This window comes from Paenarthrobacter sp. 2TAF44 (genome assembly GCF_052114885.1).
GTDB lineage: Bacteria > Actinomycetota > Actinomycetes > Actinomycetales > Micrococcaceae > Arthrobacter.
Window position 1 is genome coordinate 204,131 of the sequence record NZ_JBFRFP010000011.1, and the last position, 26,706, is coordinate 230,836.

Consider the following 26,706-nt stretch of genomic DNA (forward strand, 5'->3'; position numbering starts at 1 on the left):
AGGCCCGGGAGGGCGTTAGGTCAAAGACCTCGGGCGCAAAATCCGGTCGTGTCGAAAGTTTCACCCTCAACTTTAGGCTTAGGGTGATTCAGCCTTCGAAATCCTCAGGTTCCACGTCGTCCAGGAACTCGCGGAAACGCCGCATTTCACGTTCTTCGTCCACACTGGGATCCGGCTCTGAATCTTCGCCTTCGTCATGCTCAGTGATCCGGACTCCTGCTTCCTCCATCACCGCATCCGCGCACCAAATGCGGCATTTGGCCCGCAATGCAAGGGCCAACGCATCGGAAGCGCGCGAACTCACTACAGTGCCGTCGTCGAATTGCAGTTGCCCGTAGAAGATGTTGTCTTCGACCGCCACGATGTTAACGCTGATGATTGAATGCCCCAAGGATTCTACGACGTCAATCAGGAGATCGTGGGTCATCGGCCGCGGTGGGACCACACCTTGCTGGGCCAGGGCAATGGCGCTGGCTTCGGGTGTTCCAATCCAGATGGGGACATGCCGTTCACCCTTGATCTCCCGCAGGAGGACCAAAGGCTGGTTGGACGGCAGTTCGATCCGGACGCCGACAATTTCAACTTCGATCATCAGGTGTCCATCCGGGAGATACGGTCGTGGACGAGCGCCCTGTGCAGCGTCAGGCACAGTTCGCTGATTTCACGTGCTGCCTCGGCAGCCCGTGCTTGGGAGGCGGCGTCGCGCCTGGACGTCAGGGGCGCAACCGCTCTCTCCACCAGGCCGAACTCACGCTCGGCTGCAGCCTGGAACGGCCGGAGATGGCGCGGCTCCAAACCATGACCCTCCAACTGGACGCAGGCACGCGCAACCTGGAGGGCGTGTTCGTCGAACTTGCCGCCAACATGGCTTATTAGTCCGAAGCTCAGGAGTGACTCCAGCAAGGGTACGCTTGCACCCGATTCGGCCCGGAGCTGCTCCTCGGTCAATGCGCGGGCACGGCCTTGGATTTCGGCAGCCATTTCCGCCGAAACTACGCGGGGTGACACCGTGACGCCTGGAGGCAGGTTTTCGGGACGCTCCCCGCGATCGATCGCGTCCAAGTAATCCTTGATGACCTTGAGCGGCAAGTACTGGTCCCGTTGAAGGGCAAGGACGAAACGGAGGCGCTCAACATCACTGTCCGCGTACTGCCGGTACCCGGCAGGGGTCCGCTTCGGATTAATGAGGCCCTTTTCCTCAAGAAAGCGGATTTTGGACGCAGTCATCCCTGGGAAGTCGTCGCTCAACTGCGCCAGGACTTCCCCGATGTTCAGGACCTGCGGTCCGCGACGTTCCGGCTGGGCCATTGCCACAGGCAGGTACCCCGGGGTCAGACTTGGCCCGCCGGGCGGCCAGGGCTGAAGTAGTAGGTCAGCCGGAACTTACCGATCTGCACCTCATTGCCACTCTTCAGCAGCACCCGATCCACGCGGTCGTGGTTCACATAGGTTCCATTGAGGCTGCCCATGTCCACGAGTTCGAAGCCCATTGGGGTGCGGTGGAACTCCACGTGCTTGCGGGACACCGTGACGTCATCCAGGAAGATGTCTGCGTCCGGGTGCCTGCCGGCCGTAGTTGTATCGGCGTCCAGAAGGAACCGGGCCCCCGCGTTAGGTCCGCTGTGCGCAATGAGCAAGGCAGAGTCCGGCGGCAGGGCATCAACGGAGGCACGCTCTTCGGGTGCAAGCCGGGGTGCAACGCTTGGCTCGTCCCACGTTGGCGTGATGCTGATCGAGGTGGTCTCCGACGTGGGTTGCTCTTCCGCGCCCCTTCCGACATTGGCTTGGTTCTGTTCGCCGCCAACCATGGAATTTCCTCCTCATCCGCCGGCAATTCCAAACCTTGCCGGCCACTTCCGCCTCCCGGTACCGCCGGGCAAATCGGTTGCTGGCCCGCCTTCCCGCGTCCTTGGCTAAAAGAATGCAGCCGGGCGGGCCAGATAACTTTAGCCTACCTGTTGTTCGTACTCCGATGCACTGAGCAGGGAATCCACTGCATCGGCTTCTGCCAGCTTTACTTCAAAAAGCCAACCATCGCCGTAAGGATCAGAGTTGATCAGGGCCGGATCCTGGTCCAAAGAGTCATTGCGGTTAATGACTTCACCGCTAACGGGAGCATAGATATCACTGACGCTCTTGGTGGATTCAACCTCGCCAACAACTTCATTCCCGGTGATCTTGGTCCCGGGTTCGGGCATCTGGGCGTAAACAACGTCACCCAGGGCGTCCTGCGCGAAGTCGGTAATACCAATCCGCACCACGCCATCGGCGTCAGGGGCAGAAACCCACTCGTGCTCTGCGGTGTAGGAAAGATCGGCTGGAATATTGCTCATGGGTCGCCTTTCATCGGGACATTTACGGATCTCGACGGCGGCCCGGGCATCCGGCCACCGCTGAAAGTATAGGCACAATTCCCCTGTGCCTGATGAGGTCTCTGCCATGATTGACCCATGACTGAACAAGCACAAGTACCGGCTCGGAAAAAACGCAATTGGGGCGTCAAAATTATTCTGATCCTGGTGGCATTGCTTGTCGCTGTGGCAGCCTACTTTATCCTTGGGGCCATTCTGCCCCGATGGTGGTCCGACGTCGTCGCGGGGCAGATCCGGCGGGACCTCGGCGCGAGCGTATTGGTGGGCATGTTCTACGGCTTCGTCTTCACCTTCGTTCCCCTCGTGGTGGCGTGGCAGGCAACCCACAAGGCTGTCTCCTGGCCTTGGAAGATCGTCATCCTGCTGGCGGCTGTCGCAATCGCCACGCCGAACCTGCTGACGGCAGGCATTGTGTTCGGTTCCACCGAATCTGCGCACGCCGGCCAGCGCACCTTGAGCGTGGATGCCGGATTCTTCACTACGTGGACGGCAATCTCGGCGGTAGCGGCTGCGGTGATTTTTGCGGTGGTTACTGTTCTTTGGGCCCTGTGGCGCCGGCGAGGCAAGCAAATGCGGGCGTTGAGGCAGGCTGAGAGCGAACGAACCAAGGCTGCGAAGAGGGCAGAGCAGGAAGCCCGGGACGCTGCTCCCAACTCCTAGGACGCGAAAGCCCGCCACGGATATTGTCCGTGGCGGGCTTTTTGGTTTTGCAGCCCAGCGGCAGTTTTGCAGCCCAGCGTCAGGAGACGGCCGCCTCCTGAGGTTCGCGTTCGACGTCGGGCCTGGTCTTTGCTGCTCCAACTTCCTTGCGCTTGGCTGCTGCGGCGGCAGCAAGCATGACCAGCAACGCGGCTACAGTAATCGCGGTCCCTGCCCAGATGGGCGAGGTGTAGCCCAGACCAGCCGAAATGGTCACCCCTCCGAGCCAGGCGCCCAGCGCATTACCCAGATTGAAGGCGCCAATGTTGGCCCCGGATGCGAGCGTGGGAGCGGAGGAGGCAAAGTGCATCACGCGCATCTGCAGCCCGGGGACGGTAGCAAAACCGAAGCCGCCCATGAGGGCCAGCGAGATCAAAGTAGCGATGCTGCTGGACGCGGTGAGGGCGAAGAAGCCCAGGACCAGCACCAAGCCGGCGAGGATTATGACGAGGGATCCGTCCAGGTTTTTGTCGGCCGCCTTCCCGCCCAGGAAGTTGCCGACGAACAGTCCGCCACCGAAGAGCACCAACAACCATGGGACGGCGCCCGGCTCAAACCCGGAAATTTCAGTAAGCGTGAAGGCGATGTAGGTGAACGCGCCGAACATGCCGCCAAAGCCCAAAATCGTCACGACGAGGGACAGCCAGACCTGGCCGGATTTGAAGGCTCCCAGTTCGCTTCGGAGGTCTTTGGTCGGCTCCGTACTCCCCTTCGGCACCATCAGCGCTATTCCGAGCAGTGCCACCACGCCGATTCCGGTGATGGCCCAGAATGTTGAACGCCAACCCAGGTTCTGGCCAAGGAGGGTACCGAACGGAACGCCGAGGACGTTGGCGGCAGTAAGTCCTGTGAACATGATGGCAATGGCACCGGCTTTTTTGTGCGGAGGAACCAGGCTGGCTGCCACCACAGAGCCGATTCCGAAGAAGGCACCGTGGCACAACGCCGCAATGATGCGGCCGACAAGCATCGCCGTGTACGAGTCGGCGATGGCGGAGAGGAAGTTGCCGACGATGAACAGAACAAGCAGCCCAACAAGGACGGGCTTGCGCGGAAGCCTGGTAACGGCGGCAGTAACCAGAAGGGCGCCGACTGTCACGCTTAGCGCATAACCGGAAATGAACCAGCCCGCCGAGGCCTCGCTCACTTGGAAATCTGCCGCTACTTCCGGCAAAAGGCCCATGATGACGAACTCGGTTAATCCGATGCCAAATCCGCCAAGGGCGAGGGCTATCAACCCTGCGGGCATGTGGAACTCCTTAGTTGGGTGGCTCCCAAAAGCAAGGTAGATGTGCGCCTCTGGAAACCCGTAGAATAATAGTTGCAGACGCTGTATATATAGTTGCACACGCTAGATAATTGCGCAAGCAACTACTTTCGATCGGCTGCACTGATACGCAAACCAAGGCAGGAGCACAATAAGCATGGGCATCAAGGATGACGCCGTAGAAGTACGCGCACAGGGATGGCGCACCCTCGCTGCCCTGCACGGAAGCATCGAGGCTGAACTCGAGAAAGCACTCCAGGCTTCCACCGAGCTGTCGGTCGTCGAATACACAGTTCTTGACGCCCTGAGCCGTCAGGACGGATGGCACATGCGCATGCAGCAGCTTGCCCGCGCCACGGCTCTTTCCAGCAGTGCAACCACCCGACTGGTCAACCGCCTGGAGGACCGGGGACTGCTGACGCGGATCCTCTGCGCGGATGATCGTCGTGGGATCTACACCGAGCTCACGGTCGCCGGCCAAAAGCTGCTTGAGGCAGCAAAGCCTGTCCATGATGAGACCTTGGCGTCGGCCCTGGAAGCCGCTGAGCAGGTTCCGGAACTCGAGCCCTTGGTACGCGCACTGGGAGCCCTGCAGAAGGCCTGAGTTTCGACGTCGGAGTTGGCCAGTCCCGCACTTGTTCGCTCTCCTCACCGCACAACGGGGAGAGAAGCGAACAAGACCGGGTTTGGCCGCCGCATACGCAGATTCGGGCTTAACGACCAAAGGCCGGAACCCCGCGTTTCCGCGTGATTCCGGCCTTCATGGTCGGGCTGACAGGATTTGAACCTGCGACCCCTTGACCCCCAGTCAAGTGCGCTACCAAGCTGCGCTACAGCCCGCTGGTTCCACCGTTCTCCGCCCAGGTTTTCCTCCGAAGAGTCCCACCTAAGCAGTCCGGCCGAACCACCTCCAAAAGCTTACACGAAGTTGGAGGGTGCCAATGCCATCAGAGCCAAACTCGACTGTGATGCCCGTCTCATTTAGCGCTTCTTGCCGCGCTTCTCGCGGACGCGCATGTTGACCTCGATGGGCGTGCCTTCGAAGCCAAACGTTTCACGCAAGCGACGCGTGATGAAGCGGCGGTATCCGGGATCCAGGAAGCCGGTGGTGAACAGCACGAATTTCGGCGGGCGGCTGGAAGCCTGGGTGCCGAAGAGGATGCGCGGCTGCTTGCCACCGCGAACCGGGTGCGGGTGGGCGGCAACCAGTTCACCGAGGAACGCGTTCAGACGGCCAGTGGGGATACGACGGTCCCAGCTCTCCAGCGCAGTATCCAGGGCAGGAACCAGGCGGTCCTTGTGCCAACCCGTCTTGGCGGAGATGTTGACGCGGGGAGCCCACTCAACGTGGGCCAGGTCCTGCTCAATTTCACGCTCGAGGTAGCGACGGCGTTCGTCGTCCAGCAGGTCCCACTTGTTGAACGCGAGCACCAGGGCACGGCCGGACTCAATAGCCAACTGCAGAATGCGGACATCCTGCTCGCTGAGGACCTCGTCCACGGCGAGGAGCACGACGGCGACCTCCGCCTTTTCGAGGGCGGCCTGCGTACGCAGTGACGCGTAGAAATCGGCGCCCTGTGCCATGTGCTGGCGCCGACGGATACCTGCGGTGTCCACGAAGCGCCACGTGCGGTCGCCAAGTTCAATGAACTCGTCAACCGGGTCACGCGTGGTGCCGGCCAGCGGATCAACCACTACGCGCTCGGAGCCTGCAAGCTTGTTCAGCAAGGAGGACTTACCCACGTTCGGGCGACCGATCAGGGCGATGCGGCGAGGACCGCCTGAACGCTCCACACCTTCCACCAAGGAATACTCGGGAAGCGTGTCCATGACGTGGTCCAGGAGATCGGCTACGCCGCGGCCGTGAAGGGCGGACACCGGGTAAGGCTGGCCGAAACCAAGGCCCCACAATGCAGCGGAGTCAGCTTCCTGTGCGAAGTCATCCACCTTGTTGGCCACCATGATGACCGGCTTCTTGCTCTTGCGCAGCATCTTCATGACGCCTTCATCCGTCGCAGTCGCCCCAACCGCGGAGTCCACCACGAAGAGAACAGCGTCGGCGAGCTCAACAGCCATTTCGGCCTGCTCGGCTACGCGGGCGTGGATGCCCTTGGCGTCGTGCTCCCAACCACCGGTGTCCACCAGGGTGAAGTTACGGCCATTCCAACGCGCAGAGTACATGACGCGGTCGCGGGTAACACCCGGGGTGTCCTCCACGACGGCTTCGCGGCGGCCCAGGATGCGGTTGACCAAGGTTGACTTGCCCACGTTCGGACGGCCAATGATGGCAAGAACCGGATCCAGCTTGAGGGGACCTTCGTCGCCTTCGTCGTCGTAATCGCCGCTAAGCAGCGCTGCGTCGTCTTCGTCGAGGTCGTAATCATCCAAGCCGGCCCGGAGGGTGGCTGCACGGAGTTCGGCCTCTTCATCGTCCAAGGCAGCCAGGTTTTCAGCCACCTGGTCGGTGCCGGTGGGCGTGTATTCGTCGTCGCCGGCTCCGTGGAGGCCGGATTTTTGAGTCGTATCGCTCATTGCACGTTCCTTAATGGTGGTCTGCCGGCGTCCCGGCTACTTCTGTTTGGCGGTGCTGCGTTGTGGATGGTCCGGACGGAGGTTCCTGGGGAAGGCCCTGCCCTGTAGTCCTGACTGCATCCTGGACGTGTCCGGCCAGTGCATCGCGGATTGCCGCAGCCGCCCTGTCCATTGAAACACGCCCCGGTTCGCCCTTCCGGCGCTGCACCGTGAGGGGTTCGCCGAAGCTGACATACAGCCTGCGGCGGGGTTTGGGAATATGGTCGCGGTGCTCATCACCCGCACGGGTTCCGAGAATCGCGACGGGTATGACCGTGGCGCCGGAGTTGATAGCCAGCCAGGCGACACCATTGCTGATGTTGTCAGCGGAGCCGCTCCCCCGGGTTCCTTCAGGAAGGATCCCAACGCAACGGCCGGCGTCGAGCAATTGCTTGCCTATGTGCAGTGCGCTGCGGTCACCGCTTCGGTCCACGGGAATCTGCCCGGATCCCTTGAGGACGCGGCCCAGCAATCCTTGGAACATCTCTTTCTTGACCAGGATGTGCATGGGGCGCGGCGAAGCGCCGAACATCACGGGACCGTCGAGGAAGCTGATGTGGTTGCCTGCAAATATCACTGGACCAGCAGCGGGTATGTTGCCCTTGCCCGCCACGACCGTCCGGTAGATGACATGATCCAGGATCCAGCCAACGGGACGGCTCCAGATGCGTGTCCACTTGGCTGGAAGGAGTGGTGCTGAAAGCTGGTTCTTAGTCGCCATAGATGACCTTGCTAACGATCGCCAGCGCTGTTTCCACTGTTTCCTCAAAGTCGAGGTCCGAGGAATCGAGGGTCACAACGCCGTCGGCCGCTTGGGTGAAGTTCACCACCGTGGAGTCCTTGGCATCACGCTGTGTCACCTGTGCGGCAAGCTGTTCCTTGCTTTGCGTACCGCCCAACTGAATACCACGACGTCGGAGCCTGGCTTCTTCACTCGCGGTCAGGAGCATACGGACCTCGGCGTTAGGGGCAACGACTGTGGTGATGTCACGTCCCTCCACCACCATCCGGTGGTGATGCTGGTCGATGAGCTGGCGCTGGCGGCGGATCAGCTCCGTGCGGGCACCCAGCGTAGTAGCGACGGCGCTCACAGAGGACGAAATCAAGGGATCGCGGATTTCATCTGTGATGTCGGTGCCGTCTACTGCCACATACTCGGTAGCCGTGCTGGTACTGATTTCCAGGGGCATAAGTTTGGAAGCCTGCTCCACCACAGCGCCGTCCTGGAGGTCGAGGCCTGTTTTGAGGCAGTACCACGTGAGCGCGCGGTACATTGCACCGGTATCCAGGTATGCCAGCTTCAAGCGCCGGGCAACTTCCTTGCTGACGCTGGATTTGCCCGACCCCGAGGGGCCGTCGATCGCGATCACGAGCGGCTTGCCGGGGCGGGCAACTGTCTCCGGCCCAAAGAATTCACGCGTCATTACTGGAGTACCCGCCATCCACGATCGGTCAAGGCTTCAACAAGGAGGTCGTGCTTGCTCGGCAGGACTGAGAGCTCCACCATGCCCACGTTCTGACCCGAAGAGTGATCGAGCCGGAGGTCTTCGACGTTCACGCCGATCTCGCCAATTTCGGTAAGGAGCTGCGCGATCTGTCCGGGCTTGTCATCCACGAGGATCGTAAGCCAGGAATACGCTTGTGGAGGCCCGCCGTGCTTGCCCGGAATCCGGGCCTGCCCGGCGTTCCCTTCGCTGATGAGCTGTGCAAGATCCAACCGCGCTCCCGGTGCAAGCGGCGCTTCCAAAGTCCCAATCAATCGATTCAGGTCCTCACGAACGCCGTGCAGGATGGAAACAACCTTTTCCGCGTTGCCACCCAGGATCTGCACCCAAAGGGTTGGATCACTGGCAGCGATGCGGGTGGTGTCCCGCAACCCGTTCCCGGCCAAGGACAGGGCATGCAAGGGCGTTCCCTGCAAGCGGCTCGCCAGAAGCGAAGACATGATCTGCGGCAGATGAGACACCAGAGCCACCGCTTCATCGTGCTCATCAGCGGTGAACTGGGAGACGATTGCTCCCAAATCCCCCGCCAGCGAACGCGCCGTTTGCAGGGCGTCGGCGTCGGTTTCCTCGGATGGGCAAACGACCCAGGGCATGGATGTGAAAAGCTCGCCCCTGGCCGCAACGGGCCCCGACTTCTCCCTGCCGGCCATCGGATGGGTCCCCACGTACCTGGCCAAATCCACGCCGCGCTCCCGCAATTGGGATTGAATAGTGGCCTTGACGCTGGCAATGTCAACGACGACGGCGGAGGGGTAGTCCGCCAGGGCCTTCTCCACGACGTCGGCCGTCACGTCAGGCGGTGCAGCGACAACAACCAACTGAGGTTGCTCATCAAGCTCGGCCAACGGCCTGCCGGCACCAATGTCCACCGCGACCGCCTGGTTGGTCGGCGAGGGGTCGAAAAGGAAAACGGGAACACCGCGTCCGCGCAGGCCGAGGCCAATGCTGGCTCCAAGCAAGCCTGTACCAAGAACCACGACCGGGCCATCAAGATGGCCGCGGCCGTGCGAGCGGAATGCCGACATGCCCTAGAGCCCCACAGATGCCAGAAGGTGACCGACTTCCTGCCTGCCGAGGTTGCGGATGCTTCCTTGGCGCTGGTCTCCCAGGCCAATGGGACCGATCTTGACACGGACAAGTCGCTCTACCGGGAAACCAACAGCATCAAACATACGGCGAACGATTCGGTTCTTGCCGGAGTGCAGGACAACCTCAATGAGGACGTGGCCAGGTGTGGAGTCAACCAGGCGGAAGGAATCCACTGTTGCCAGACCGTCTTCAAGCTCGACGCCGGACTTCAGCTGCGCGCCGACGCCCTGCGGCAAGGGACCCCGAACCTGAACCAGGTACGTCTTGGGAACCTCATAGGACGGGTGGGTCAGGCGGTTGGCGAGTTCGCCGTCGTTGGTCAACAACAGCAGCCCTTCGGTGCCGACATCCAAGCGCCCGACGTGGAAGAGCCGCTCACCCTTGGCGTTCTTCAGGAAATCGCTGATGCAGGGGCGGCCCTCGGGGTCTTCCATGGTGGAAACAACGCCCTTGGGCTTGTTGAAGACCATGTAGACGAGGGTTTCGTCGAGCTGGATACGGATACCGTCAACGTGAATCACGGCGGTCTTGGGATCCACACGCATGCCAAGCTCGGTGGTGACCACGCCATCTACCTCGACGCGGCCTTCGAGGATCATTTCCTCACACACGCGGCGGGAAGCCACGCCGGCCTGCGCCATGACCTTCTGCAGGCGGACGCCGTCGACATCGTGGAGGTCCGACTGCGGGACTTCCTGGCGCGGACCGCGGTTGCGGGCAGGCTTGCGGATGGGGCCCAGGTTCTGGCCGAAGCGTTCGCTACCGAAAGCCTTGGAGCCGTACTGCCTGGCGGGCTTCGCCTTGGGCTTCAACGCACCGGGTGTTCCGGGAGCCTTGCCGTAACCAGGCTTGTTGGAGCCGGGCTTGCGGAAGGGCTTGGCAGGCCTGGCGGCCTGGCCGCGATCGTAATCGCCAGCCGTTGTGGGGTTATCGGGATCGAAAGGGGCCGCTTCCCGTGGCTTTGAAGCCTTGAACGGGCGGCCCTCGCCCTGAGTGAAGTTGCGCTTTCCAGCGCCGGCACTGCCGCCGCGGCCGGAGAAGCCGCCGGCGTTGGAGCGGCCTGTGCCGCCCCTTGCCTCATTGCGTCCAGAACTGTTGCGTCCCGAACTGTTACGTGGTGAACCCTGGCGTCCCGCCTGTGTCATGACCCGTCCTTGTGTAGTAATGGCCGGCAATTAGTGCTGCAATCAACACTAGCCAGCCGGGCAGACATCGTCTGCCCCTTGTTGCCGTGGCACCGTCCATGCGGTGCCGTGAATCAGTATGTAGTTTTCGTGCGTTGCCGGGCTTACATCCGGCTGGCGTCGTAGTACTCGTCGATCCCTTCCAAACCCGGAAGGTGCGGCGAGAGTTGGGGCAGTTCCGCCACCGAGCCGATGCCCATCCGTTCCAGGAAGTAGGAGGTTGTCCTGTACAGGACAGCCCCTGATTCGGGATCGTTCCCGGAGTCTTCGATCAGACCACGCTGGGTAAGAGTCCGGACCACAGAATCGACGTTGACGCCTCGAATTGCGGACACCCGGGCCCTGGAGACCGGTTGCCTGTAGGCAATGACCGCCAGAGTTTCAAGCGCTGCCTGAGTGAGCCTGGTGGTCTGCCCTTCGAGGACGAACCTGCCCACGATGTCCGCAAAGTCAGACCGTGAATAGATCCGCCACCCACCGGCGACGTTCCGCAATTCAAAACCCCGGGGGGCAGAGCTGGCAACGGCAAAGCCGACAGCATCCACGTCCGGGGCTTTAACAGTATAGCCGCTATACTCCCGCTGCAGGTCCTGCAGCAAATCCTCGACGACGGCGACCGTTACGTTCAATCCCGCAGCCAACTCCTCCGAGGTGGCTGGCTCATCGATGACCATGAGCACAGCTTCCAACGCTGCCCGCGCCCCGCCAGGCAGGGTTTCGAGCTCAGCGAGGCCGGCTGCGGCCATGTCCTGCTCAGTCACTGGCTGTCCCTTCGGTCGTTTCCTCGTACTCTTCGCTCAGGTTCGAGCTGTCCCATTCGGCCACATCCCCGGTCCATCGCACTGTCAGTTCTGCCAACGGACCTGCCTGCTCGAATGCCACAACCCTGTCCCTGAACATCTCCAGCAAGGCCAGGAAGCGGGCCACCACCACCAATGTTGTCTCGGCGTCGGCTATCAGCGCGCGGAAGGAGAGGGGGGCTCCAAGTTGAAGCCGGTATCCGATGATCTCGGCTTGCTCCTTGACGCTCACCGGGGGTGCGTGGAGATGGTCCAATCCCACCTCTGCGGGCGCCGAGTCCTTTGGCTTCAGTGCCTTGGCGGCAAGCTCCGCGAACTGTTCAGGGGTGTGCCGCCACACAAGTTCGGGCAGCAGCGCGGCGAAATGGGCCTCCAGTGCCACTTGGCGCGGGTATCTCCGCTCTTCCTGTTCCAGGGTTTCACTGATGAGACCTGCCACTTGCTTGAACGCCTTGTACTGGAGCAGCCGTGCGAAGAGCAAGTCCCGGGCTTCCAGGAGAGCAATATCTTCGTCGTCCTCTACTTCGCCAGCGGGAAGGAGCCGGGCAGCTTTGAGGTCCAGGAGCGTGGCAGCGATCACCAGGAATTCGCTGGCCTCGTCCAACGCCCAGTCCTCCCCCAGTTCCTGGAGGCGGCGGATGTACTTGATGAACTCATCGGTGACGGTGGCCAAGGCCACCTCGGTGATGTCCAGCTTGTGCTTGGATATCAGGCCCAGCAGGAGGTCGAACGGCCCGGTAAAGTTTGCGAGCCGAACCTCAAAGCCCGCCTTACGGGTGTCGGAGGTGCCGGCGTCGGAAGTTTTCTCCGGACTTGCCGCCTCGGCGAGTGACCGTCCCACGTGTCCGCTAGGGCGCGCCGCCGCGCGAGATCAGTTCCTTTGCGAGGCGGCGGTAGGCGTCTGCACCGATGTGGTTGCCGGCGTAGCTCGTAATGGGTTCCGCGGCCACTGTGGCGTCCGCGAACTTAATGGAACGCTTGATGACGGTCTCGAAAACCTTGTCACCGAAGGCCTCCACGAGGCGCGAGATGACTTCGCGGCTGTGCAGGGTGCGGGCGTCGTACATGGTAGCGAGGACGCCGTCCACCTGCAGACGTGGATTCAAACGGTCCTGCACCTTCTCGATGGTTTCCACGAGGAGGGCCACAGCGCGAAGCGCGAAGAACTCGCAAATCAACGGAATGATGACGCCATGGGCGGCGGTCAGTGCGTTGACAGTCAACAGGCCGAGCGACGGCTGGCAGTCGATCAGCACGACGTCGTAGTCATCTTCAACGCTCTTGAGTGCGCGGTCCAGGACTTGCTCGCGGGCGACTTCGTTGACCAGCTGCACTTCAGCAGCGGAGAGGTCGATGTTTGCAGGCAGAAGGTCCACACCTTCCACTCCGGTCTGCTGGATAGCATCCCGGATGTTCACTTTGCGGTCCATGAGGACGTTGTAGACGGTGAGATCGAGTTCGTGCGGATTGGCGCCGAGCCCTGCAGAAAGAGCACCTTGTGGATCAAAGTCCACCAAAAGCACCCGCCTGCCATACTCCGCGAGCGCCGCCGCAAGGTTGATGGTGGACGTGGTTTTGCCCACTCCGCCCTTCTGGTTAACCATGGCGATGACCCTTGCCGGGCCGTGGGAGGCAAGTGGAGCCGGTTCCGGGAAGTCGCGGTAAGGACGGCCCGTAGGCCCCATGATGGCGTCTTCCAGATCGAGCTCGGTGTCTCCCAGCGTAGCTGTTCCCCGTTCGCTGCTCACGTATCTAACCACTCTTTCGACGACGATCTTCCCTGCCGCTGTTCCCCTGGGTACAGCGCTGCTACCCACCTAGGCTACAGCGCCCGACACGGCATTTCAGGGAACTTGACTTTCGTTGATCTTTGAGCCTTGACCCTCTAGTTGAGGTCGAAGGTTGGCCGGTCGAAGGCTTGCTTTGCTTGGCTGCCGGGCCTCCTTGTCTTCCTTGACGAACGGCAGAGGACCGACACCCCGAATGGGTGTCGGTCCTCGTTGCTATGTATTGGTGTTAGATGGTTGCCTTGTGGCGGGTTTCAGCTTCCGGAGCCGTCTCAGCCTCGGCGCCGTGGGCGATCATTGTCGTCTCGTCGAACGGCTCGCTGCCGGAGAGAACGCGCTCCACCTGGGCGTTGTCGATTTCCTTGACCCAGGTGCCGATCAGAACGGTCGCAACGGCGTTGCCGGTGAAGTTCGTCAAAGCACGGGCTTCAGACATGAAGCGGTCGATGCCGACGATCATGCCCACCCCGCCCAGGAGTTCGGGCCTGTGTGCCTGCAGGCCGGCGGCAAGCGTTGCCAGGCCGGCTCCAGTGACGCCTGCGGCGCCCTTGGAAGCGATGATCATGAACACGAGCAGTGAGATCTGGGCACCCAGGTCCAGCGGCGTACCCATGGCGTTGGCGACGAACAGGGAGGCCATGGTCAGGTAGATGGCCGTGCCGTCAAGGTTGAACGAGTAGCCGGTGGGCACGGTCACGCCGACAACCGGCTTGGAGACACCCAGGTGTTCCATCTTGGCGATAAGGCGGGGCAGGGCTGCCTCGGAGGATGACGTGGAGAAGATGAGGAGGTATTCACGGGCCAGGTACTTCATCAGCTTGAAGATGTTGACACCGGCCACCGCACGGAGCAGGGAGCCGAGGATGACCACGATGAACACTGCGCAGGTGATGTAGAAGGCCACCATCAGGGTGAACATGCCGAGGATTGCTTGGACGCCAGTGGCACCAACGACGGCGGCGATCGCACCGAACGCGCCGACGGGAGCCAGCCACATGATCATGATGAGGATCCGGAAGACAAGGCGCTGTCCGTGGCCGATTGCGGTAAGGATCGGGGTGCCCTGCTTACCCATCTTCTGGAGCGCGAAGCCCACCAGGATGGCTGCGAGGAGGGTGGGCAGGACGGGAATGTCGCTGGGGATGATGCCCATCAGGAAGTCCACGGTGCTGTCCGTGGCCGCCTTCTTGTTGGGATCGTACGGAGTCAGCTTCAGGCCCTCACCCGGATGAATGAGGTTGCCGACAACGAGGCCGATAGCCAGTGCGAAGGTTGACATGGCTACGAAGTAGCCAAGTGCGAGTCCACCGACCTTGCCCACGGTTGCGGCTTTGGCGATGGAACCGATGCCCAGGACGATGGTGCAGAAGATGACCGGAGCGATCATCATTTTGATGAGCTTGATGAAGCCATCACCGAGCGGCTTCAGGGACTTTCCAACCTCAGGGAACAGAAGGCCGACCACGGCACCGAGCACTACGGCCAGGATGACCGCGATGTACAGGTAATGCGACTTGTCGAGCCCCCTGCGTCCACCGGTGGTGGCTACTGCCGACTCTCCTCGTTGAGAGGTCATGGGATTCTCCTTCTGGATACTGTGTAAGGCGCTGCGGTCCTGCACTTGTGTCCAATCCGCTGCCCTTGTGTGATATCCATCATTCAGCCATGGGTGACACACATCACCGTTGCGGTCATATTGGTCATGGGAGGCCTACTTGTTTCATCGCTGGAGCATCGCCCGCCGCTTGTTTGTGGCAAACCTGCTGTTCGTGCTGGTGCTGACAGCTGTCTTCGGCGCGTTCTCGGTACTGGAGGCACGGGACAGGGCATACGAGGATGCGGGCAGCCGGATGCTTGCGATCGCAACATCCATTGCCCACAACCCCTTGGTGTTGCAGGCGGCGGCAACTTCTGATCCGTCAGCCATACTGCAGCCCTATGCGCTGGAGGTCATGAAGGACGCGGACGCAGATTTCATCACCATCATGGCTCCCGACCGGACCCGATGGACCCATCCCCGTCCCGAAGAGCTGGGCAAGCCCTATATCGGCACGATCGAGCCTGCCCTGCGGGGTGAGACTTTCACGGAAGTCACTGCGGGTACATTGGGGCCCTCGGTCCGGACGATCGTGCCTGTGAAGGACTCCGGTGGAACCGTCAAGGCCTTGGTGGCGGCAGGCATCACCGTAAGAACCGTGGATACCGATGTCGCCGAAAGGCTGGGAGTGATTGGCGGCATCGCGCTGGTGGTCTTGTTCTTCGGCTCCATAGCCTCCTGGCTGCTCGGACGTTACCTGCGATCCGTGACCCGCGGCTGGGGTCCCGAACAGCTCGCGCAGCTCTTCGCCTACTACGAATCAGTCCTGCACTCCGTCCGTGAAGGCGTGATCCTGATCGATACCCGCGGAAAAGCAGTGATGTACAACGATCAAGCCGCGGAGTTGCTGGGACTGGAACCTTCCGAGGCCGACCGCTCCCCCGATGATGCTCCCAAGCTGTCCGACCTCCCCTTCGACGGGAGCCTGCGAGCGCTTTTCGAATCCGGCAGGCCAGCACATGACGAAATCCATTTGACTGGTTCACGGATCCTGGTGGTCAACCAAGCCCCTGCCGTGGGCCCGGTCCCTGCCCGGAGCCGGCAAAAGCCATCGGTCTACGGCACAGTGGCCACCATTCGTGACCGCACTGAGATTGAGTCGTTGGGAACCGAGCTGGAAACCATGAAGACTCTCTCGGATGCGTTGCGTGCCCAGACCCACGAACATGCCAATCGCCTGCATATGATCGTTTCCCTTCTTGAGTTGGGCCGCACGCCCCAAGCGCTCGAGTTCGCCACCAAGGACCTGGAGCTCAGCCAGCAGCTCACGGACGACATGCTTGCTTCGGTGGATGAACCGGTGATGAGTGCATTGGTGATGGGCAAGTCCGCCGAAGCACATGAGCGTGGCGTGGAATTGGTGGTTCGGACATCAGGGAGTTCGGGCGTCCGTGGTCTGGAAATCCAGGACCTTGTGACGATTCTGGGAAACCTCCTGGACAACGCCATTGATGCTGCCGCGTCCGGTGAGATGCCCCGAAAGGTGGAACTGGACGTCGAAGCCAGTGTGGCCGGTGTTGGATTCACTGTTCGGGATTCCGGGGCCGGTATCGATCCTGGTTCGATCGATGATGTGTTGCAGTACGGGTACAGCACCAAGTCCGCCCAGGACAATCCGCGGGGAGCCCATGGGCGTGGGGTCGGCCTTGCCTTGGTCCGGCAGGCTGTCCAGCGGCTGAACGGTACTATGACGATCAGCAATCCAGGCGGCGCCCAGTTCCATGTTGTGCTGCCCGCGCCCATCCCCGAGGAAGAGAAGGCATGACAGACATCCGCGTCCTGGTGGTCGAGGACGAGCCCATCGCCTCAGACGCCCACTCTATTTACGTGGGCAGGCTCCAAGGGTTCACGCTGGTGGGAACGGCCCCGGATGGCCAGTCTGCACTGCGCATCCTTGGCGAATTCGCTGCGTCCGGCTCGCCGGTGGACCTGGTGCTGCTCGATATGAACCTGCCGGACCTTCATGGGTTGGATGTTGCCCGACGCATGCGCTCCGCGGGAGTCTTCGCCGACATTATTGCCATCACAGCCGTCCGTGAATTGAACATCGTGCGCAGCGCCGTTTCCATCGGCGTCGTGCAGTATTTGATCAAGCCCTTCACTTACGCGACCTTTGCCGACAAGCTGAACAGCTACCGCACTTTCCGTGATCAACTGGCGGGCTCGGTGTCCGGCATCTCCAAGGCCGGAGCATCCCAGAGCGACGTGGACCAGGCCTTCGCGAGTCTCCGGGCACCCACGGAACTACCACTGCCGAAGGGGTTGTCAGGTTCCACATTGGAGGCGGTGAAGGATCTTGTCCGCGCCCGGCAACAAGCCGTATCCGCTAGTGAAGTGATGGATGCCCTTGGAATGTCCCGGGTCACAGCCCGCCGGTATCTGGAGTACCTGGCCGACGCCGGGACGGTCACCAGGGCCCCGCGCTACGGAACACCGGGCCGCCCGGAGAACGAGTACGGCTGGAACCGGGGCTAACACGCGCCTTAACGACTGGTCCGCCCGCGATCTGGACCTCAAGTTCCCCACAGAGCCCGCAAATGTATACATTGCTCCACTCTTCTTGAAGATTTATCCAATTTTCTCGAGTTTGTGTATACACTGAGATCATGCGCGCCAGTGATCGGGCCTATGCGGCCCTCCGTGAAGACATCATTGAGTGGCGCCTTCGGCCCGGCACGGTTCTGGCAGAAGTCGAACAGTCCGAGCGGCTGGGGGTTTCCCGCACGCCGGTGCGGGAGGCGTTGGGCCGGCTGATGGCTGAGGGATTGACGACGGCGGCAGGTGGGCGCGGCGTCGTCGTCACCGATATCTCGCTGGACAGCATCGACGAACTGTTCGAATTGCGCGAAACCCTTGAAGTCAGGGCCGCAGCGTTGGCCGCGCAGCGCGGAGAGCCGGGCGTCTTCGCCGAGCTGCAGGCGCAGCTGCTGAGGGCTCCGGATCTGCTCAGCGAGAAGGATCCTGGCCGGCACGAGTATTACGCGTTGGTGGGCCGCCTGGATGAGGCAATCGATGCTGCGATCTCCAACTCCTACCTTGCCCAGGCCATGCGGAGCCTCCGCGTCCACCTGGTCCGGGTGCGCCGGCTGGCAGCCGATGACGCCGCCAGGCTTCATGCCGCTGCAGCGGAGCATGCCGCCATTGCCGAAGCCATCGCCGCAGGGAATCCCAGGCTGGCCGAAGCCGCCACCACACTTCATTTGCACCGCAGCCTTACCCACGTCAAAGCCGCTCATGTGGCCCGCTAAACACCCTCAGTAGAAGGAGCACCATGGTCAAGAACCACCACGTCCGCGTTTACAAGAGCGAAGAGAACCTCCCGCGTGAGGAGCAGTTGGCACACAAGATCGCCGTGGTCGCCGCCGACCCCGTCGACGTCACTCCCGAGGTCACCGATATGGTGATCAACCGCATCATCGACAACGCCTCGGTGGCCATCGCCTCATTGAACCGGGCACCGATTGTCGCAGCACGTGCCCAGGCATTGACGCATGGGCCGTCCACGAACGGCAAGGGCGGCAACGTCTTCGGTATCACGGAACGGGTCTCCCCCGAATGGGCTGCCTGGGCCAACGGGGTAGCCGTTCGCGAGCTGGACTACCACGACACGTTCCTGGCCGCGGACTACTCCCACCCCGGGGATAACATCCCCCCGATCCTCTCCGTCGCCCAGCACGTCGGCGCCAGCGGCGCCGACCTGGTCCGCGGCATCGCCACCGGGTATGAAATCCAGGTGAACCTGGTCAAGGCCATCTGCCTGCACAAGCACAAGATCGACCACGTCGCCCACCTCGGCCCGTCCGCCGCAGCCGGGATCGGCACGTTGTTGGGCCTGGATGTTGAGACGATCTTCCAGTCCGTGGGTCAGGCCCTGCACACCACCACCGCCACCCGGCAGTCCCGCAAGGGCGAAATCTCCACGTGGAAGGCCCACGCCCCGGCCTTCGCTGGCAAGATGGCCGTCGAAGCAGTGGACCGTTCCATGCGCGGACAGACCTCGCCCGTGCCGATCTACGAAGGCGAAGACGGCGTGATCGCCTGGATGCTGGACGGCCCGGACGCCGCCTACGAGGTCCCGCTGCCACTGCCCGGTGAAGCCAAGCGCGCCATCCTGGACACCTACACCAAGGAACACTCCGCCGAGTACCAGGCCCAGGCGTGGATCGACCTCGCCCGCAAACTCCACAAGGAACACCCGGAAACCACGGACCCGGCCAACGTGGAATCTGTGCTGATCAAGACCAGCCACCACACCCACTACGTGATCGGTTCCGGCGCGAACGATCCCCAGAAGTACTCCCCCACCGCGTCCCGGGAAACGCTGGACCACTCCATCCCCTACATCTTCACCGTCGCCCTGCAGGACGGCGCCTGGCACCACGTTCACTCCTACGCCCCCGAACGCGCCGCCCGCCCGGACACCGTGGAACTCTGGCAGAAAGTCACCACCGTGGAAGACCCCGAGTGGACCCGCCGCTACCACTCCCTCGACATCGCAGAGAAGGCCTTCGGCGGCACCGTGGAAATCACGCTCACCGACGGCACCGTCATCACGGACGAGATCGCTGTGGCCGACGCGCACCCGCTCGGTGCCCGGCCGTTCGCCCGCGAGCAGTACATCAACAAGTTCCGCACGCTTGCTGCCGGTCTCGTGGAGGAAGCCGAAATCGAACGGTTCCTCACCGCCGTCGAACGCGTCACCGAACTCGGCCCCGGCGAACTGGACCAGCTGAACATCACCGCAGCCCCCGGCGTGATCGACCTCGCGGCAGCTCCGAAGGGACTGTTCTAAATGCTGTACTCCAAAACCACACCCGAACAAAAAAGGCTGAAACTGCGCGAACTGCTGGCCTCCGGGACCGTGCACCAGTTTCCCGGGGCGTTCAACCCGCTCTCGGCACGCCTGATCGAGGAAAAGGGCTTCGCCGGGGTCTACATCTCCGGAGCCGTCCTGGCCAACGACCTCGGCCTGCCCGACATCGGCCTGACCACCCTGACAGAGGTGGCCACCCGGGCCGGGCAGATCGCCCGCATGACCGACCTGCCCTCCCTCGTGGACGCGGACACCGGCTTCGGTGAACCCATGAACGTGGCCCGCACCATCCAGGAACTCGAAAACGCAGGCCTGGCAGGCTGCCACATCGAGGATCAGTTCAACCCCAAACGCTGCGGCCACCTGGACGGCAAAAACGTCGTGGACATCGACACCGCCACCAAACGCATCCGCGCCGCAGCAGACGCACGCCGGGATGCGAACTTCCTCATCATGGCCCGCACCGATATCCGCGCCGTCGATGGAATCCAAGCAGCCCAGGACCGCGCCAAAGCCCTCGTGGACGCCGGCGCCGACGCAATCTTCCCCGAAGCCATGGCCGATTTGGGCGAGTTCCAGGCCATCCGGGACGCCGTGGACGTGCCCATCCTGGCCAACATGACAGAGTTCGGCAAAAGCGACCTCTTCACCGTGGACCAACTCCAAAGCGTCGGGGTAAACATGGTCATCTACCCCGTCACCCTCCTCCGCATTGCCATGGGCGCTGCAGAGCGTACGCTGGAATCGATTAAGGCTGCGGGGACTCAAGAGGCACAAGTGGAAAACATGCTCACGCGTGCGCGCCTCTATGAACTCGTGGATTACGAGGCATACAACCAGTTCGATACCGGCGTTTTCAACTTCCAGGTTCCTGGCATCCGCTAGGTCCGGGAATCACCAAGGGGACAGCAGGCACTCCGGCAAACCGGGGCGCTTGCATAATGAACGAAGGAGTTCAGCATGGCTGCTGAAGACATTAAAAAAGGCCTTGCCGGCGTCGTGGTGGACTACACCGCCGTCTCGAAGGTCAACCCGGACACCAACTCGCTGCTGTACCGGGGATACCCGGTCCAGGAACTGGCTGCCAAGTGCAGCTTCGAAGAAGTTGCCTACCTGCTGTGGAACGGCGAACTGCCCGACGATGCCCAACTGGCTGAATTTGTTGCCCGCGAACGCGCGGGGCGTGCCCTGGACCCTGTGGTCAAGTCAGTTATAGACACGTTGCCCACCACCTCACATCCCATGGATGTTTGCCGTACAGCAGCTTCCGTGCTGGGAGCCCGGCACGAGCTGGCTGAGGATTCATCCCCCGATGCCAACATGAAGAAGGCGATTGACCTCTGGGCTGCGATGCCTGCCGTCGTGGCCTATGACCAGCGCCGCCGGCGCGGCCAGGACGCAGTGGAACCGCGGGAGGACCTGGACTACTCCGCGAACTTCCTGTGGATGACGTTCGGTGAAGAAGCTGTGGTGGAGGTTGTGGAGGCGTTCAACGTCTCGATGATCCTGTACGCGGAGCACTCCTTCAACGCCTCCACGTTCACAGCCCGCGTAGTCACCTCCACACTCTCGGACCTGCACTCGGCCGTGACCGCTGCCATCGGCGCCCTCAAAGGCCCGCTGCACGGCGGCGCCAACGAGGCCGTGATGCACACGTTCGATGAGATCGGCATCCGCAGCGAAGAATCCATGGAGGAAGCCGCGGTACGGGCCCGGGCCTGGATGGAAGACGCCCTGGCACAGAAGAAGAAGGTCATGGGCTTCGGGCACCGCGTCTACAAGCACGGCGACTCCCGGGTACCCACTATGAAAGCGGCCCTGGACAAGATGATCGCCCACTACGGACGGCCCGAACTCCTGGGACTCTACAACGGACTCGAACAAGCTATGGACGAAGCCAAAGCCATCAAGCCCAACCTCGATTACCCCGCCGGCCCCACGTACCACCTCATGGGCTTCGATACGCAGACGTTCACCCCATTGTTCGTCGCCAGCCGGATCACCGGCTGGACAGCACACATCATGGAACAGTTTGCCTCGAATTCCCTTATCCGTCCGCTCAGCGAATACAACGGACCCGAAGAGCGGCACGTGCCGTAGCCTCTTGGCGCTCGGGCGCTAAGGAAGCAGACGACGGCGGGCCGGTCACCGAAAGGCGACCGGCCCGCCGTCGTACGCTGGGAAACCTTTTCTACTGCTCGGTTCCGATCCAATCGATGGTGTGGACATTGGCCACGCTCTCGTTATCGGCAGCCAGTTCCACTCGAACTGCGATCCGCTGCCCGGAAATCATCGCGGGCAGCCAATGCTCGGCGTCGGCCCACATCCGTTCCACCGGTAGCTTGGACACTGGGAACCATTCCGGCGCGATCTCATCGCTTTCAACCGGTTCACCCTCCCAAATCCGCGTCAGGTACACGGTGGTGGCCATGTTCCATTCCGGTCTGGCAGGAAACACGAAATCAATGATGCCGGCGGGGATGAGGTCCGCAGCCTGGACCACCACGCTGATCTCCTCCATGACCTCGCGGCACACCGCCTGGATTGCGGTCTCCCCCGGTTCCACGTGCCCACCCACGCCCACCACTTTGCCGCGCCCAAAACCGGTCTTCTTGGTGCCGAGGAGGACGTGTTCCCCGTCCGCGTCATCGCGGAGGAGGAAGCACAGTGTCACATGGGCTGCTGTCATGCTGCCTACCTTAACCCGATCTCCTCTACCAAGGCTGGCATTGCGACGGTCAGCCCAATTGCTACCGTGAGCCCAGTTGCCTACAGTGAGCCCATGAACGAAGGTGGCGGCGAAGCGCGCGCCGAGACGCAGACACAGGCGCAGGCCATCAATCACGAGGCGAAGCCCCAGGCAGCGGAAGATGTCGAAACAGTTCCTGTGGCCGAGTCACCAGCACACGCCCGAGCCGGGCAGGAGCGCGATGCCTGGCTGCCCCGTTGGGTGGTTGCGCATCCGCTATACGTCGGCTGGGCCTGGACGGTGGTGTGGGCCGGGCTCATTGTTCTGGATGAAGTGGTGGACCTGGCCGGATGGACCTGGTATTTGCTGGTCCTCGCCGCTGCTTTGCCAACGCTGCTGTCCACGCTGGCTGTGCTGCATGCCACGCCCCGCAGCCACCTCAAGGCAGTGGATGCCACTGTCCTGGGCCATTTTTTCGTCCGCTTCCTCGCCCTGGTAGTGGCCTTCATGGTGTGGGCCGCCTCTGTGGTGATGAGTGCTTCCATCTCGACCACCGTGCAAACCGTCATCGGCGACTCCGAAAAGGAGGTGACCGCACTCGGCTTCAACCTCATGCTGGTTTCGGTCCCGCTGGTGCTCTCTGTCCTGTGGATGGCGTTCATAGTGCGGTGCGCCTGGTTCCTCCGACGGCTACGCGGTTGGCGGCAAATACCCCTGAAGACGCGGGTACCCAAAAAGTTCCTCAAGGGTCAGCCACGGCTGAAGCGGGTGGTGGTGGGGCTGGCCCACCCCGGCCTCTTGCTGGTGGCCGGATTGGGGACGTCGCTGCTGGCCTTGTTCGTCGATGCCGTGGAATTGACGTTCAGTGTCCTGGACTAGTTGCGGCTCCTGCCGACCACAGGTTCAGCCGAGCGCCCTGGGATGGGCAGCAGCGTAAACTTCCCGCAAAGTATCGGCCGTGACCAGCGTGTAGACCTGGGTGGTGGTCACCGACGCGTGCCCCAACAGCTCCTGGACTACGCGCACGTCAGCCCCGCCTTCCAGAAGATGCGTGGCAAAAGAGTGCCGCAAGGTGTGTGGCGAAACATCCTTGGTGATGTTTGCCTTCTCCGCGGCAGTCTTGAGGATTGTCCAGGCACTTTGCCTGCTGATCCTGCCGCCACGGGCATTCAGGAACAAGGCGGGAGTGCCCTTGCCCTTGGATGCCAGCAGCGGCCTTCCCCGGACCACATAGGCTCCGACGGCGCGTGCACCGTAAGAGCCCAAAGGAACCAACCGCTCCTTGGAACCTTTGCCGAAGAGCCTGACGATTGCAGGTTCGCCACCGGCGTGTTCCAGGGATACATCGTCAACGTCCAGCCCTACGGCCTCACTGATGCGCGCACCGGTGGAGTAGAGAAATTCAAGCAAGGCCCGGTCCCTCAGGCCGGTCGCAGAGTCCGAACCCGCAGCTTCAAGGATCCGCGTTACTTCACCAACGCTGATGGCTTTCGGAAGCCGTTTGCCCGGCATCGGCGGGTGGACATCGCTGGCGGGATCCGACGTCGTGGTTCCCTCAAGGGCCCAAAACTTGTGGAGCCCCCGCACGGCCACGATGGTTCTGGCGGCAGAGCGGACGCCGAGGGCCGCAGCCCCATCGGAGCCGTCGGACAAGGCCTGGGCAAAGGCGGTGACATGATGCCGTGTGATGTCTCCGGGCCGTTCCACTCCTTGACTCGCCAGGAAGTTCGAATAGCGGGCAAGGTCACGGCGATAGGCAGCCAAGGTGTTGGCAGCCAGGCCACGTTCCACCCCGACGTGCTGGAGGTAGTCCGTAACTCCGCGATCGATGCCGTTGGCGGTGCGGGTGGCGGCCTCGGCCATTCTCAGCGCTGGCTCGGGTGCGCGGGCCACGGCGCGTCAGCGGGGCGCAGGCTGGAAAAGCCATCGGCCTTCGCGGCGGCGGCTGCAAGGATTCCCAGGACCGCGGACGGATTGTGCAGGCGCCCTTCCAGGACCGCTTTCACGGCGTCGTCGAGCGGAATCCAGTGGAACTCAATTTCTGACTCTTCGTCGGTGCGGACATGCAGGTCAGCCTCGGGAACAGCACTCAGCCCACGAGCCAGATAGATGCGAACAGCCTCGCTGGAGGATCCCGGGGAGTTGAAGAAGTCCACCAGGACATTCCAGGTGGCCGCAACAAGATCAGCTTCCTCAGCGAGCTCCCTGGCAGCACCCACGACGAAATCCTCGCCCTCAATGTCCAGCAAGCCGGCGGGGATTTCCCAGAGGTCCATACCAACGGGGTGCCTGTACTGCTTCAGGAGCAGGATTTCGCCGTCAACGTTCATGGGCAGCACGGCCACCGCCCCAGGGTGGTCGATGTAATCCCGGACCAGGGTGTCCGTATCCTCGCTGAGCTGGAAGGCGTCGCTGACCACATCCCAGATGCGGCCTTCGTAGACCTTGCTGGTGGACAAAAGACGGCGCGGGCTCGGCATATCCGAAACCTGCCTTGAGGTGCTGGGGGTTTCAGAAATGCCGGGCATCGCGCCGTCCTTCGTTAGTGCTTGCGTTTACCGTTTATTTGGCAGCTACTTACTTGGCAGCTACCGCGCGGGCACCCGTCTTGGTTCCCACAACGGCGCCTTCACGACGCTCCAAGGCAGCCTTCACGAGGCCTGCGAAGAGCGGGTGCGGGCGCGTCGGGCGGGAGCTGAGCTCAGGGTGTGCCTGCGTCGCGACGTAGTACGGGTGCACTTCGCGGGGAAGTTCAACGTACTCAACCAGCTTGCCGTCAGGAGAGGTACCCGAGAAGACCAGGCCCTCCGCCGCGATCTGGTCACGGTACTTGTTGTTAACCTCGTAGCGGTGGCGGTGGCGTTCGCTCACCGAAGTGGTGCCGTACGTCTCTGCGACTACGGAGCCCTCGTCCAGCTTGGCTTCGTAGAGGCCCAGGCGCATGGTGCCGCCGAGGTCTCCCTTGCCTTCCACAATGTCCAGCTGCTCTTCCATGGTGGCGATAACCGGGTACTTGGAGTCCGGCTCGAACTCACTGGACGAGGCGCCTTCCAGGCCAACCACGTTGCGGGCGTATTCGATCACCATGCACTGAAGGCCAAGGCACAGGCCCAGAACCGGGAGCTTGGATTCGCGGGCAAACTTCAACGCGCCCAACTTGCCCTCCAGGCCACGGATGCCGAAGCCTCCCGGCACGCAGATGGCGTCGACGCCGGCAAGGGACTTGGTGGCGCCGGCAAGGGTTTCGCACTCGTCAGAGGGAACCCAACGGATCTTGACTTTGGTTTCATTCGCGAACCCACCGGCGCGGAGGGCCTCGGTCACCGAAAGGTAAGCATCGGGAAGATCGATGTACTTGCCCACCAGGGCAACTTCGACCTCATGTTTGGGGTTGTGGACAGCTTCGAGCAGCTTGTCCCACTTGCTCCAGTCAACGTCCTTGAACGGCAGGTCCAGCGCACGGACGATGTAGGAGTCCAGGCCTTGGGAGTGCAACGTCTTGGGGATGTCGTAGATGCTGGGTGCGTCAGCGGCGTTGACCACGGCGTCAATATCGACGTCGCACATGCGGCCGATTTTCTCGCGCATGGCGTCCGGCACTTCGCGGTCCGAACGGATCACGATGGCTTCGGGCTGGATACCGATGGAACGAAGGGCTGCCACGGAGTGCTGCGTGGGCTTGGTCTTCAGTTCCTGGGAAGGACCGATGTACGGAACCAGGGAAACGTGCAGGAAGAAGACATTGTTCCGGCCAATGTCCTGGCGCACCTGGCGGGCCGACTCGAGGAAGGGCTGCGATTCGATGTCGCCCACCGTGCCACCGATTTCGGTGATGATGACATCAGGAGCGTTCTTGCCTTCGGCGGGAAGGCGCATGCGGCGCTTGATTTCATCCGTGATGTGCGGGATGACCTGAACGGTGTCTCCGAGGTATTCACCGCGGCGTTCCTTTGCGATGACCGTGGAGTAGATCTGGCCCGTTGTGACGTTGGCCGAACCTTCGAGGTTTTCATCGAGGAAGCGCTCGTAGTGTCCGATGTCGAGGTCGGTTTCGGCGCCATCATCCGTCACGAAAACTTCGCCGTGCTGGAAGGGATTCATCGTGCCCGGATCCACGTTCAAATAGGGATCGAGCTTCTGCATAGTTACAGACAAACCGCGTGCCCGCAGCAGGTGGCCGAGGCTGGAAGCCGTCAGACCCTTACCGAGCGAGGACGCCACACCACCGGTGACGAAGATGTGTTTGGTCGTCTTGGACGAGCCCGGGAACCGGGAATTTACACGGGAATTTGATCGCTGCACCACGGAATTCGAGCTTATCATCAATTACGCC

At 62.1% G+C, this 26,706-nt stretch carries 27 protein-coding genes and 1 tRNA gene; 9 read left to right on the top strand and 19 right to left on the bottom strand.

Annotated elements, in window-relative coordinates; all coding sequences use genetic code 11:
* Window positions 1–88 precede the first annotated feature (88 nt).
* From AB4Z15_RS12955 to gcvH, 4 genes are all read right to left on the bottom strand, one after another.
* On the bottom strand, window positions 89–592 hold the full coding sequence (locus AB4Z15_RS12955; RefSeq protein ID WP_216922920.1) for a bifunctional nuclease family protein: 504 nt from the start codon (window positions 590–592) through the stop codon (window positions 89–91).
* Window positions 592–1,308 (bottom strand): transcriptional regulator FtsR, encoded by a 717-nt coding sequence (ftsR, locus tag AB4Z15_RS12960; protein ID WP_442017595.1) that lies wholly within the window; start codon window positions 1,306–1,308, stop codon window positions 592–594. The genes AB4Z15_RS12955 and ftsR overlap by 1 nt, the downstream gene beginning before the upstream one ends.
* A 23-nt stretch (window positions 1,309–1,331) precedes the next feature.
* Complete coding sequence (locus tag AB4Z15_RS12965; RefSeq protein WP_442017596.1) at window positions 1,332–1,808, bottom strand: FHA domain-containing protein; 477 nt, start codon at window positions 1,806–1,808, stop codon at window positions 1,332–1,334.
* Between the two features lie 138 nt (window positions 1,809–1,946).
* A complete protein-coding gene (gene gcvH / locus AB4Z15_RS12970) occupies window positions 1,947–2,333 on the bottom strand; it encodes a glycine cleavage system protein GcvH (RefSeq protein WP_216922914.1) in 387 nt (128 codons plus the stop codon).
* 117 nt (window positions 2,334–2,450) lie between these two features.
* Here gcvH and AB4Z15_RS12975 point away from each other — a divergent pair, with 117 nt between their 5' ends.
* Complete coding sequence (locus AB4Z15_RS12975) at window positions 2,451–3,032, top strand: hypothetical protein (protein ID WP_442017597.1); 582 nt, start codon at window positions 2,451–2,453, stop codon at window positions 3,030–3,032.
* A gap of 79 nt (window positions 3,033–3,111) precedes the next feature.
* Here AB4Z15_RS12975 and AB4Z15_RS12980 read toward each other — a convergent pair whose 3' ends face one another.
* Window positions 3,112–4,320, bottom strand: coding sequence for an MFS transporter (locus AB4Z15_RS12980; protein ID WP_442017598.1), 1,209 nt, complete (start codon window positions 4,318–4,320; stop codon window positions 3,112–3,114).
* A gap of 175 nt (window positions 4,321–4,495) precedes the next feature.
* Here AB4Z15_RS12980 and AB4Z15_RS12985 point away from each other — a divergent pair, with 175 nt between their 5' ends.
* Window positions 4,496–4,942: a MarR family winged helix-turn-helix transcriptional regulator gene (locus tag AB4Z15_RS12985; RefSeq protein ID WP_216922909.1), complete on the top strand. Its 447-nt coding sequence runs from the start codon at window positions 4,496–4,498 to the stop codon at window positions 4,940–4,942.
* A 159-nt stretch (window positions 4,943–5,101) separates the two neighbouring features.
* On the opposite strand, the gene AB4Z15_RS12990 is transcribed toward AB4Z15_RS12985, so the two are convergent.
* From AB4Z15_RS12990 to AB4Z15_RS13035, 10 genes are all read right to left on the bottom strand, one after another.
* Window positions 5,102–5,178, bottom strand: a tRNA-Pro gene (locus AB4Z15_RS12990).
* Between the two features lie 141 nt (window positions 5,179–5,319).
* Window positions 5,320–6,870 carry a ribosome biogenesis GTPase Der gene (gene der, locus AB4Z15_RS12995; RefSeq protein ID WP_442017599.1) on the bottom strand — a complete coding sequence of 517 codons (1,551 nt, stop codon included), beginning with the start codon at window positions 6,868–6,870 and terminating at the stop codon, window positions 5,320–5,322.
* Between the two features lie 10 nt (window positions 6,871–6,880).
* Window positions 6,881–7,630 (bottom strand): lysophospholipid acyltransferase family protein, encoded by a 750-nt coding sequence (locus tag AB4Z15_RS13000; RefSeq protein ID WP_442017600.1) that lies wholly within the window; start codon window positions 7,628–7,630, stop codon window positions 6,881–6,883.
* Window positions 7,620–8,333, bottom strand: coding sequence for a (d)CMP kinase (gene cmk, locus AB4Z15_RS13005; RefSeq protein WP_442017601.1), 714 nt, complete (start codon window positions 8,331–8,333; stop codon window positions 7,620–7,622). Before cmk ends, AB4Z15_RS13000 begins: the two co-directional genes overlap by 11 nt.
* A complete protein-coding gene (locus AB4Z15_RS13010; RefSeq protein ID WP_442017602.1) occupies window positions 8,333–9,439 on the bottom strand; it encodes a prephenate dehydrogenase in 1,107 nt (368 codons plus the stop codon). Before AB4Z15_RS13010 ends, cmk begins: the two co-directional genes overlap by 1 nt.
* Before the next feature lie 3 nt (window positions 9,440–9,442).
* Window positions 9,443–10,648 carry a pseudouridine synthase gene (locus AB4Z15_RS13015; protein WP_442017603.1) on the bottom strand — a complete coding sequence of 402 codons (1,206 nt, stop codon included), beginning with the start codon at window positions 10,646–10,648 and terminating at the stop codon, window positions 9,443–9,445.
* 143 nt (window positions 10,649–10,791) lie between these two features.
* Complete coding sequence (scpB, locus tag AB4Z15_RS13020; RefSeq protein WP_442005638.1) at window positions 10,792–11,433, bottom strand: SMC-Scp complex subunit ScpB; 642 nt, start codon at window positions 11,431–11,433, stop codon at window positions 10,792–10,794.
* A gap of 7 nt (window positions 11,434–11,440) precedes the next feature.
* Window positions 11,441–12,328: a segregation and condensation protein A gene (locus AB4Z15_RS13025; protein ID WP_442017604.1), complete on the bottom strand. Its 888-nt coding sequence runs from the start codon at window positions 12,326–12,328 to the stop codon at window positions 11,441–11,443.
* Window positions 12,329–12,335: 7 nt separating this feature from the next.
* Window positions 12,336–13,235 carry a ParA family protein gene (locus tag AB4Z15_RS13030; RefSeq protein ID WP_442005615.1) on the bottom strand — a complete coding sequence of 300 codons (900 nt, stop codon included), beginning with the start codon at window positions 13,233–13,235 and terminating at the stop codon, window positions 12,336–12,338.
* 268 nt (window positions 13,236–13,503) lie between these two features.
* Window positions 13,504–14,850 carry a cation:dicarboxylate symporter family transporter gene (locus AB4Z15_RS13035; RefSeq protein WP_442005616.1) on the bottom strand — a complete coding sequence of 449 codons (1,347 nt, stop codon included), beginning with the start codon at window positions 14,848–14,850 and terminating at the stop codon, window positions 13,504–13,506.
* A gap of 139 nt (window positions 14,851–14,989) precedes the next feature.
* On the opposite strand from AB4Z15_RS13035, the gene AB4Z15_RS13040 reads away from it, so the two are divergent.
* The 6 genes from AB4Z15_RS13040 to AB4Z15_RS13065 all read left to right on the top strand — a co-directional run bounded on the left by AB4Z15_RS13040 (window position 14,990) and on the right by AB4Z15_RS13065 (window position 21,784).
* The gene (locus AB4Z15_RS13040; protein WP_442017605.1) at window positions 14,990–16,636 is read left to right on the top strand and encodes a sensor histidine kinase; all 1,647 of its coding nucleotides are present in this window, start codon (window positions 14,990–14,992) and stop codon (window positions 16,634–16,636) included.
* Window positions 16,633–17,346, top strand: a complete 714-nt coding sequence (locus AB4Z15_RS13045; protein ID WP_442005618.1) for a response regulator — start codon at window positions 16,633–16,635, stop codon at window positions 17,344–17,346. Before AB4Z15_RS13040 ends, AB4Z15_RS13045 begins: the two co-directional genes overlap by 4 nt.
* A gap of 131 nt (window positions 17,347–17,477) precedes the next feature.
* On the top strand, window positions 17,478–18,119 hold the full coding sequence (locus AB4Z15_RS13050; protein WP_442017606.1) for a GntR family transcriptional regulator: 642 nt from the start codon (window positions 17,478–17,480) through the stop codon (window positions 18,117–18,119).
* 23 nt (window positions 18,120–18,142) lie between these two features.
* Window positions 18,143–19,663 carry an MmgE/PrpD family protein gene (locus AB4Z15_RS13055; protein ID WP_442017607.1) on the top strand — a complete coding sequence of 507 codons (1,521 nt, stop codon included), beginning with the start codon at window positions 18,143–18,145 and terminating at the stop codon, window positions 19,661–19,663.
* Window positions 19,664–20,569, top strand: a complete 906-nt coding sequence (gene prpB, locus AB4Z15_RS13060; RefSeq protein WP_442017608.1) for a methylisocitrate lyase — start codon at window positions 19,664–19,666, stop codon at window positions 20,567–20,569.
* A 75-nt stretch (window positions 20,570–20,644) separates the two neighbouring features.
* A complete protein-coding gene (locus AB4Z15_RS13065) occupies window positions 20,645–21,784 on the top strand; it encodes a bifunctional 2-methylcitrate synthase/citrate synthase (protein ID WP_442017609.1) in 1,140 nt (379 codons plus the stop codon).
* Window positions 21,785–21,875: 91 nt separating this feature from the next.
* On the opposite strand, the gene AB4Z15_RS13070 is transcribed toward AB4Z15_RS13065, so the two are convergent.
* On the bottom strand, window positions 21,876–22,373 hold the full coding sequence (locus AB4Z15_RS13070) for an 8-oxo-dGTP diphosphatase (protein WP_442017610.1): 498 nt from the start codon (window positions 22,371–22,373) through the stop codon (window positions 21,876–21,878).
* A gap of 93 nt (window positions 22,374–22,466) precedes the next feature.
* On the opposite strand from AB4Z15_RS13070, the gene AB4Z15_RS13075 reads away from it, so the two are divergent.
* On the top strand, window positions 22,467–23,252 hold the full coding sequence (locus AB4Z15_RS13075; protein ID WP_442017611.1) for a hypothetical protein: 786 nt from the start codon (window positions 22,467–22,469) through the stop codon (window positions 23,250–23,252).
* A gap of 24 nt (window positions 23,253–23,276) precedes the next feature.
* Here the strand turns inward: AB4Z15_RS13075 and xerD are convergent, their stop codons facing one another.
* The 3 genes from xerD to AB4Z15_RS13090 are packed head-to-tail and all read right to left on the bottom strand — an operon-like array spanning window position 23,277 to window position 26,696.
* Window positions 23,277–24,236, bottom strand: coding sequence for a site-specific tyrosine recombinase XerD (gene xerD, locus AB4Z15_RS13080; RefSeq protein ID WP_442017626.1), 960 nt, complete (start codon window positions 24,234–24,236; stop codon window positions 23,277–23,279).
* A gap of 2 nt (window positions 24,237–24,238) precedes the next feature.
* A complete protein-coding gene (locus tag AB4Z15_RS13085) occupies window positions 24,239–24,901 on the bottom strand; it encodes an NUDIX domain-containing protein (protein WP_442017612.1) in 663 nt (220 codons plus the stop codon).
* A 49-nt stretch (window positions 24,902–24,950) separates the two neighbouring features.
* Window positions 24,951–26,696: a CTP synthase gene (locus tag AB4Z15_RS13090; RefSeq protein WP_442017613.1), complete on the bottom strand. Its 1,746-nt coding sequence runs from the start codon at window positions 26,694–26,696 to the stop codon at window positions 24,951–24,953.
* Window positions 26,697–26,706 lie beyond the last annotated feature (10 nt).

Coding starts and splice junctions, on each gene's coding strand:
- AB4Z15_RS12955 (WP_216922920.1), bottom strand. CDS start 592: ATGATCGAAGTTGAAATTGTCGGCGTCCGGATCGAACTGCCGTCCAAC.
- ftsR (WP_442017595.1), bottom strand. CDS start 1,308: ATGGCCCAGCCGGAACGTCGCGGACCGCAGGTCCTGAACATCGGGGAA.
- AB4Z15_RS12965 (WP_442017596.1), bottom strand. CDS start 1,808: ATGGTTGGCGGCGAACAGAACCAAGCCAATGTCGGAAGGGGCGCGGAA.
- gcvH (WP_216922914.1), bottom strand. CDS start 2,333: ATGAGCAATATTCCAGCCGATCTTTCCTACACCGCAGAGCACGAGTGG.
- AB4Z15_RS12975 (WP_442017597.1), top strand. CDS start 2,451: ATGACTGAACAAGCACAAGTACCGGCTCGGAAAAAACGCAATTGGGGC.
- AB4Z15_RS12980 (WP_442017598.1), bottom strand. CDS start 4,320: ATGCCCGCAGGGTTGATAGCCCTCGCCCTTGGCGGATTTGGCATCGGA.
- AB4Z15_RS12985 (WP_216922909.1), top strand. CDS start 4,496: ATGGGCATCAAGGATGACGCCGTAGAAGTACGCGCACAGGGATGGCGC.
- der (WP_442017599.1), bottom strand. CDS start 6,870: ATGAGCGATACGACTCAAAAATCCGGCCTCCACGGAGCCGGCGACGAC.
- AB4Z15_RS13000 (WP_442017600.1), bottom strand. CDS start 7,630: ATGGCGACTAAGAACCAGCTTTCAGCACCACTCCTTCCAGCCAAGTGG.
- cmk (WP_442017601.1), bottom strand. CDS start 8,333: ATGACGCGTGAATTCTTTGGGCCGGAGACAGTTGCCCGCCCCGGCAAG.
- AB4Z15_RS13010 (WP_442017602.1), bottom strand. CDS start 9,439: ATGTCGGCATTCCGCTCGCACGGCCGCGGCCATCTTGATGGCCCGGTC.
- AB4Z15_RS13015 (WP_442017603.1), bottom strand. CDS start 10,648: ATGACACAGGCGGGACGCCAGGGTTCACCACGTAACAGTTCGGGACGC.
- scpB (WP_442005638.1), bottom strand. CDS start 11,433: ATGGCCGCAGCCGGCCTCGCTGAGCTCGAAACCCTGCCTGGCGGGGCG.
- AB4Z15_RS13035 (WP_442005616.1), bottom strand. CDS start 14,850: ATGACCTCTCAACGAGGAGAGTCGGCAGTAGCCACCACCGGTGGACGC.
- AB4Z15_RS13045 (WP_442005618.1), top strand. CDS start 16,633: ATGACAGACATCCGCGTCCTGGTGGTCGAGGACGAGCCCATCGCCTCA.
- AB4Z15_RS13050 (WP_442017606.1), top strand. CDS start 17,478: ATGCGCGCCAGTGATCGGGCCTATGCGGCCCTCCGTGAAGACATCATT.
- AB4Z15_RS13055 (WP_442017607.1), top strand. CDS start 18,143: ATGGTCAAGAACCACCACGTCCGCGTTTACAAGAGCGAAGAGAACCTC.
- prpB (WP_442017608.1), top strand. CDS start 19,664: ATGCTGTACTCCAAAACCACACCCGAACAAAAAAGGCTGAAACTGCGC.
- AB4Z15_RS13065 (WP_442017609.1), top strand. CDS start 20,645: ATGGCTGCTGAAGACATTAAAAAAGGCCTTGCCGGCGTCGTGGTGGAC.
- AB4Z15_RS13070 (WP_442017610.1), bottom strand. CDS start 22,373: ATGACAGCAGCCCATGTGACACTGTGCTTCCTCCTCCGCGATGACGCG.
- AB4Z15_RS13075 (WP_442017611.1), top strand. CDS start 22,467: ATGAACGAAGGTGGCGGCGAAGCGCGCGCCGAGACGCAGACACAGGCG.
- xerD (WP_442017626.1), bottom strand. CDS start 24,236: ATGGCCGAGGCCGCCACCCGCACCGCCAACGGCATCGATCGCGGAGTT.
- AB4Z15_RS13085 (WP_442017612.1), bottom strand. CDS start 24,901: ATGCCCGGCATTTCTGAAACCCCCAGCACCTCAAGGCAGGTTTCGGAT.
- AB4Z15_RS13090 (WP_442017613.1), bottom strand. CDS start 26,696: ATGATAAGCTCGAATTCCGTGGTGCAGCGATCAAATTCCCGTGTAAAT.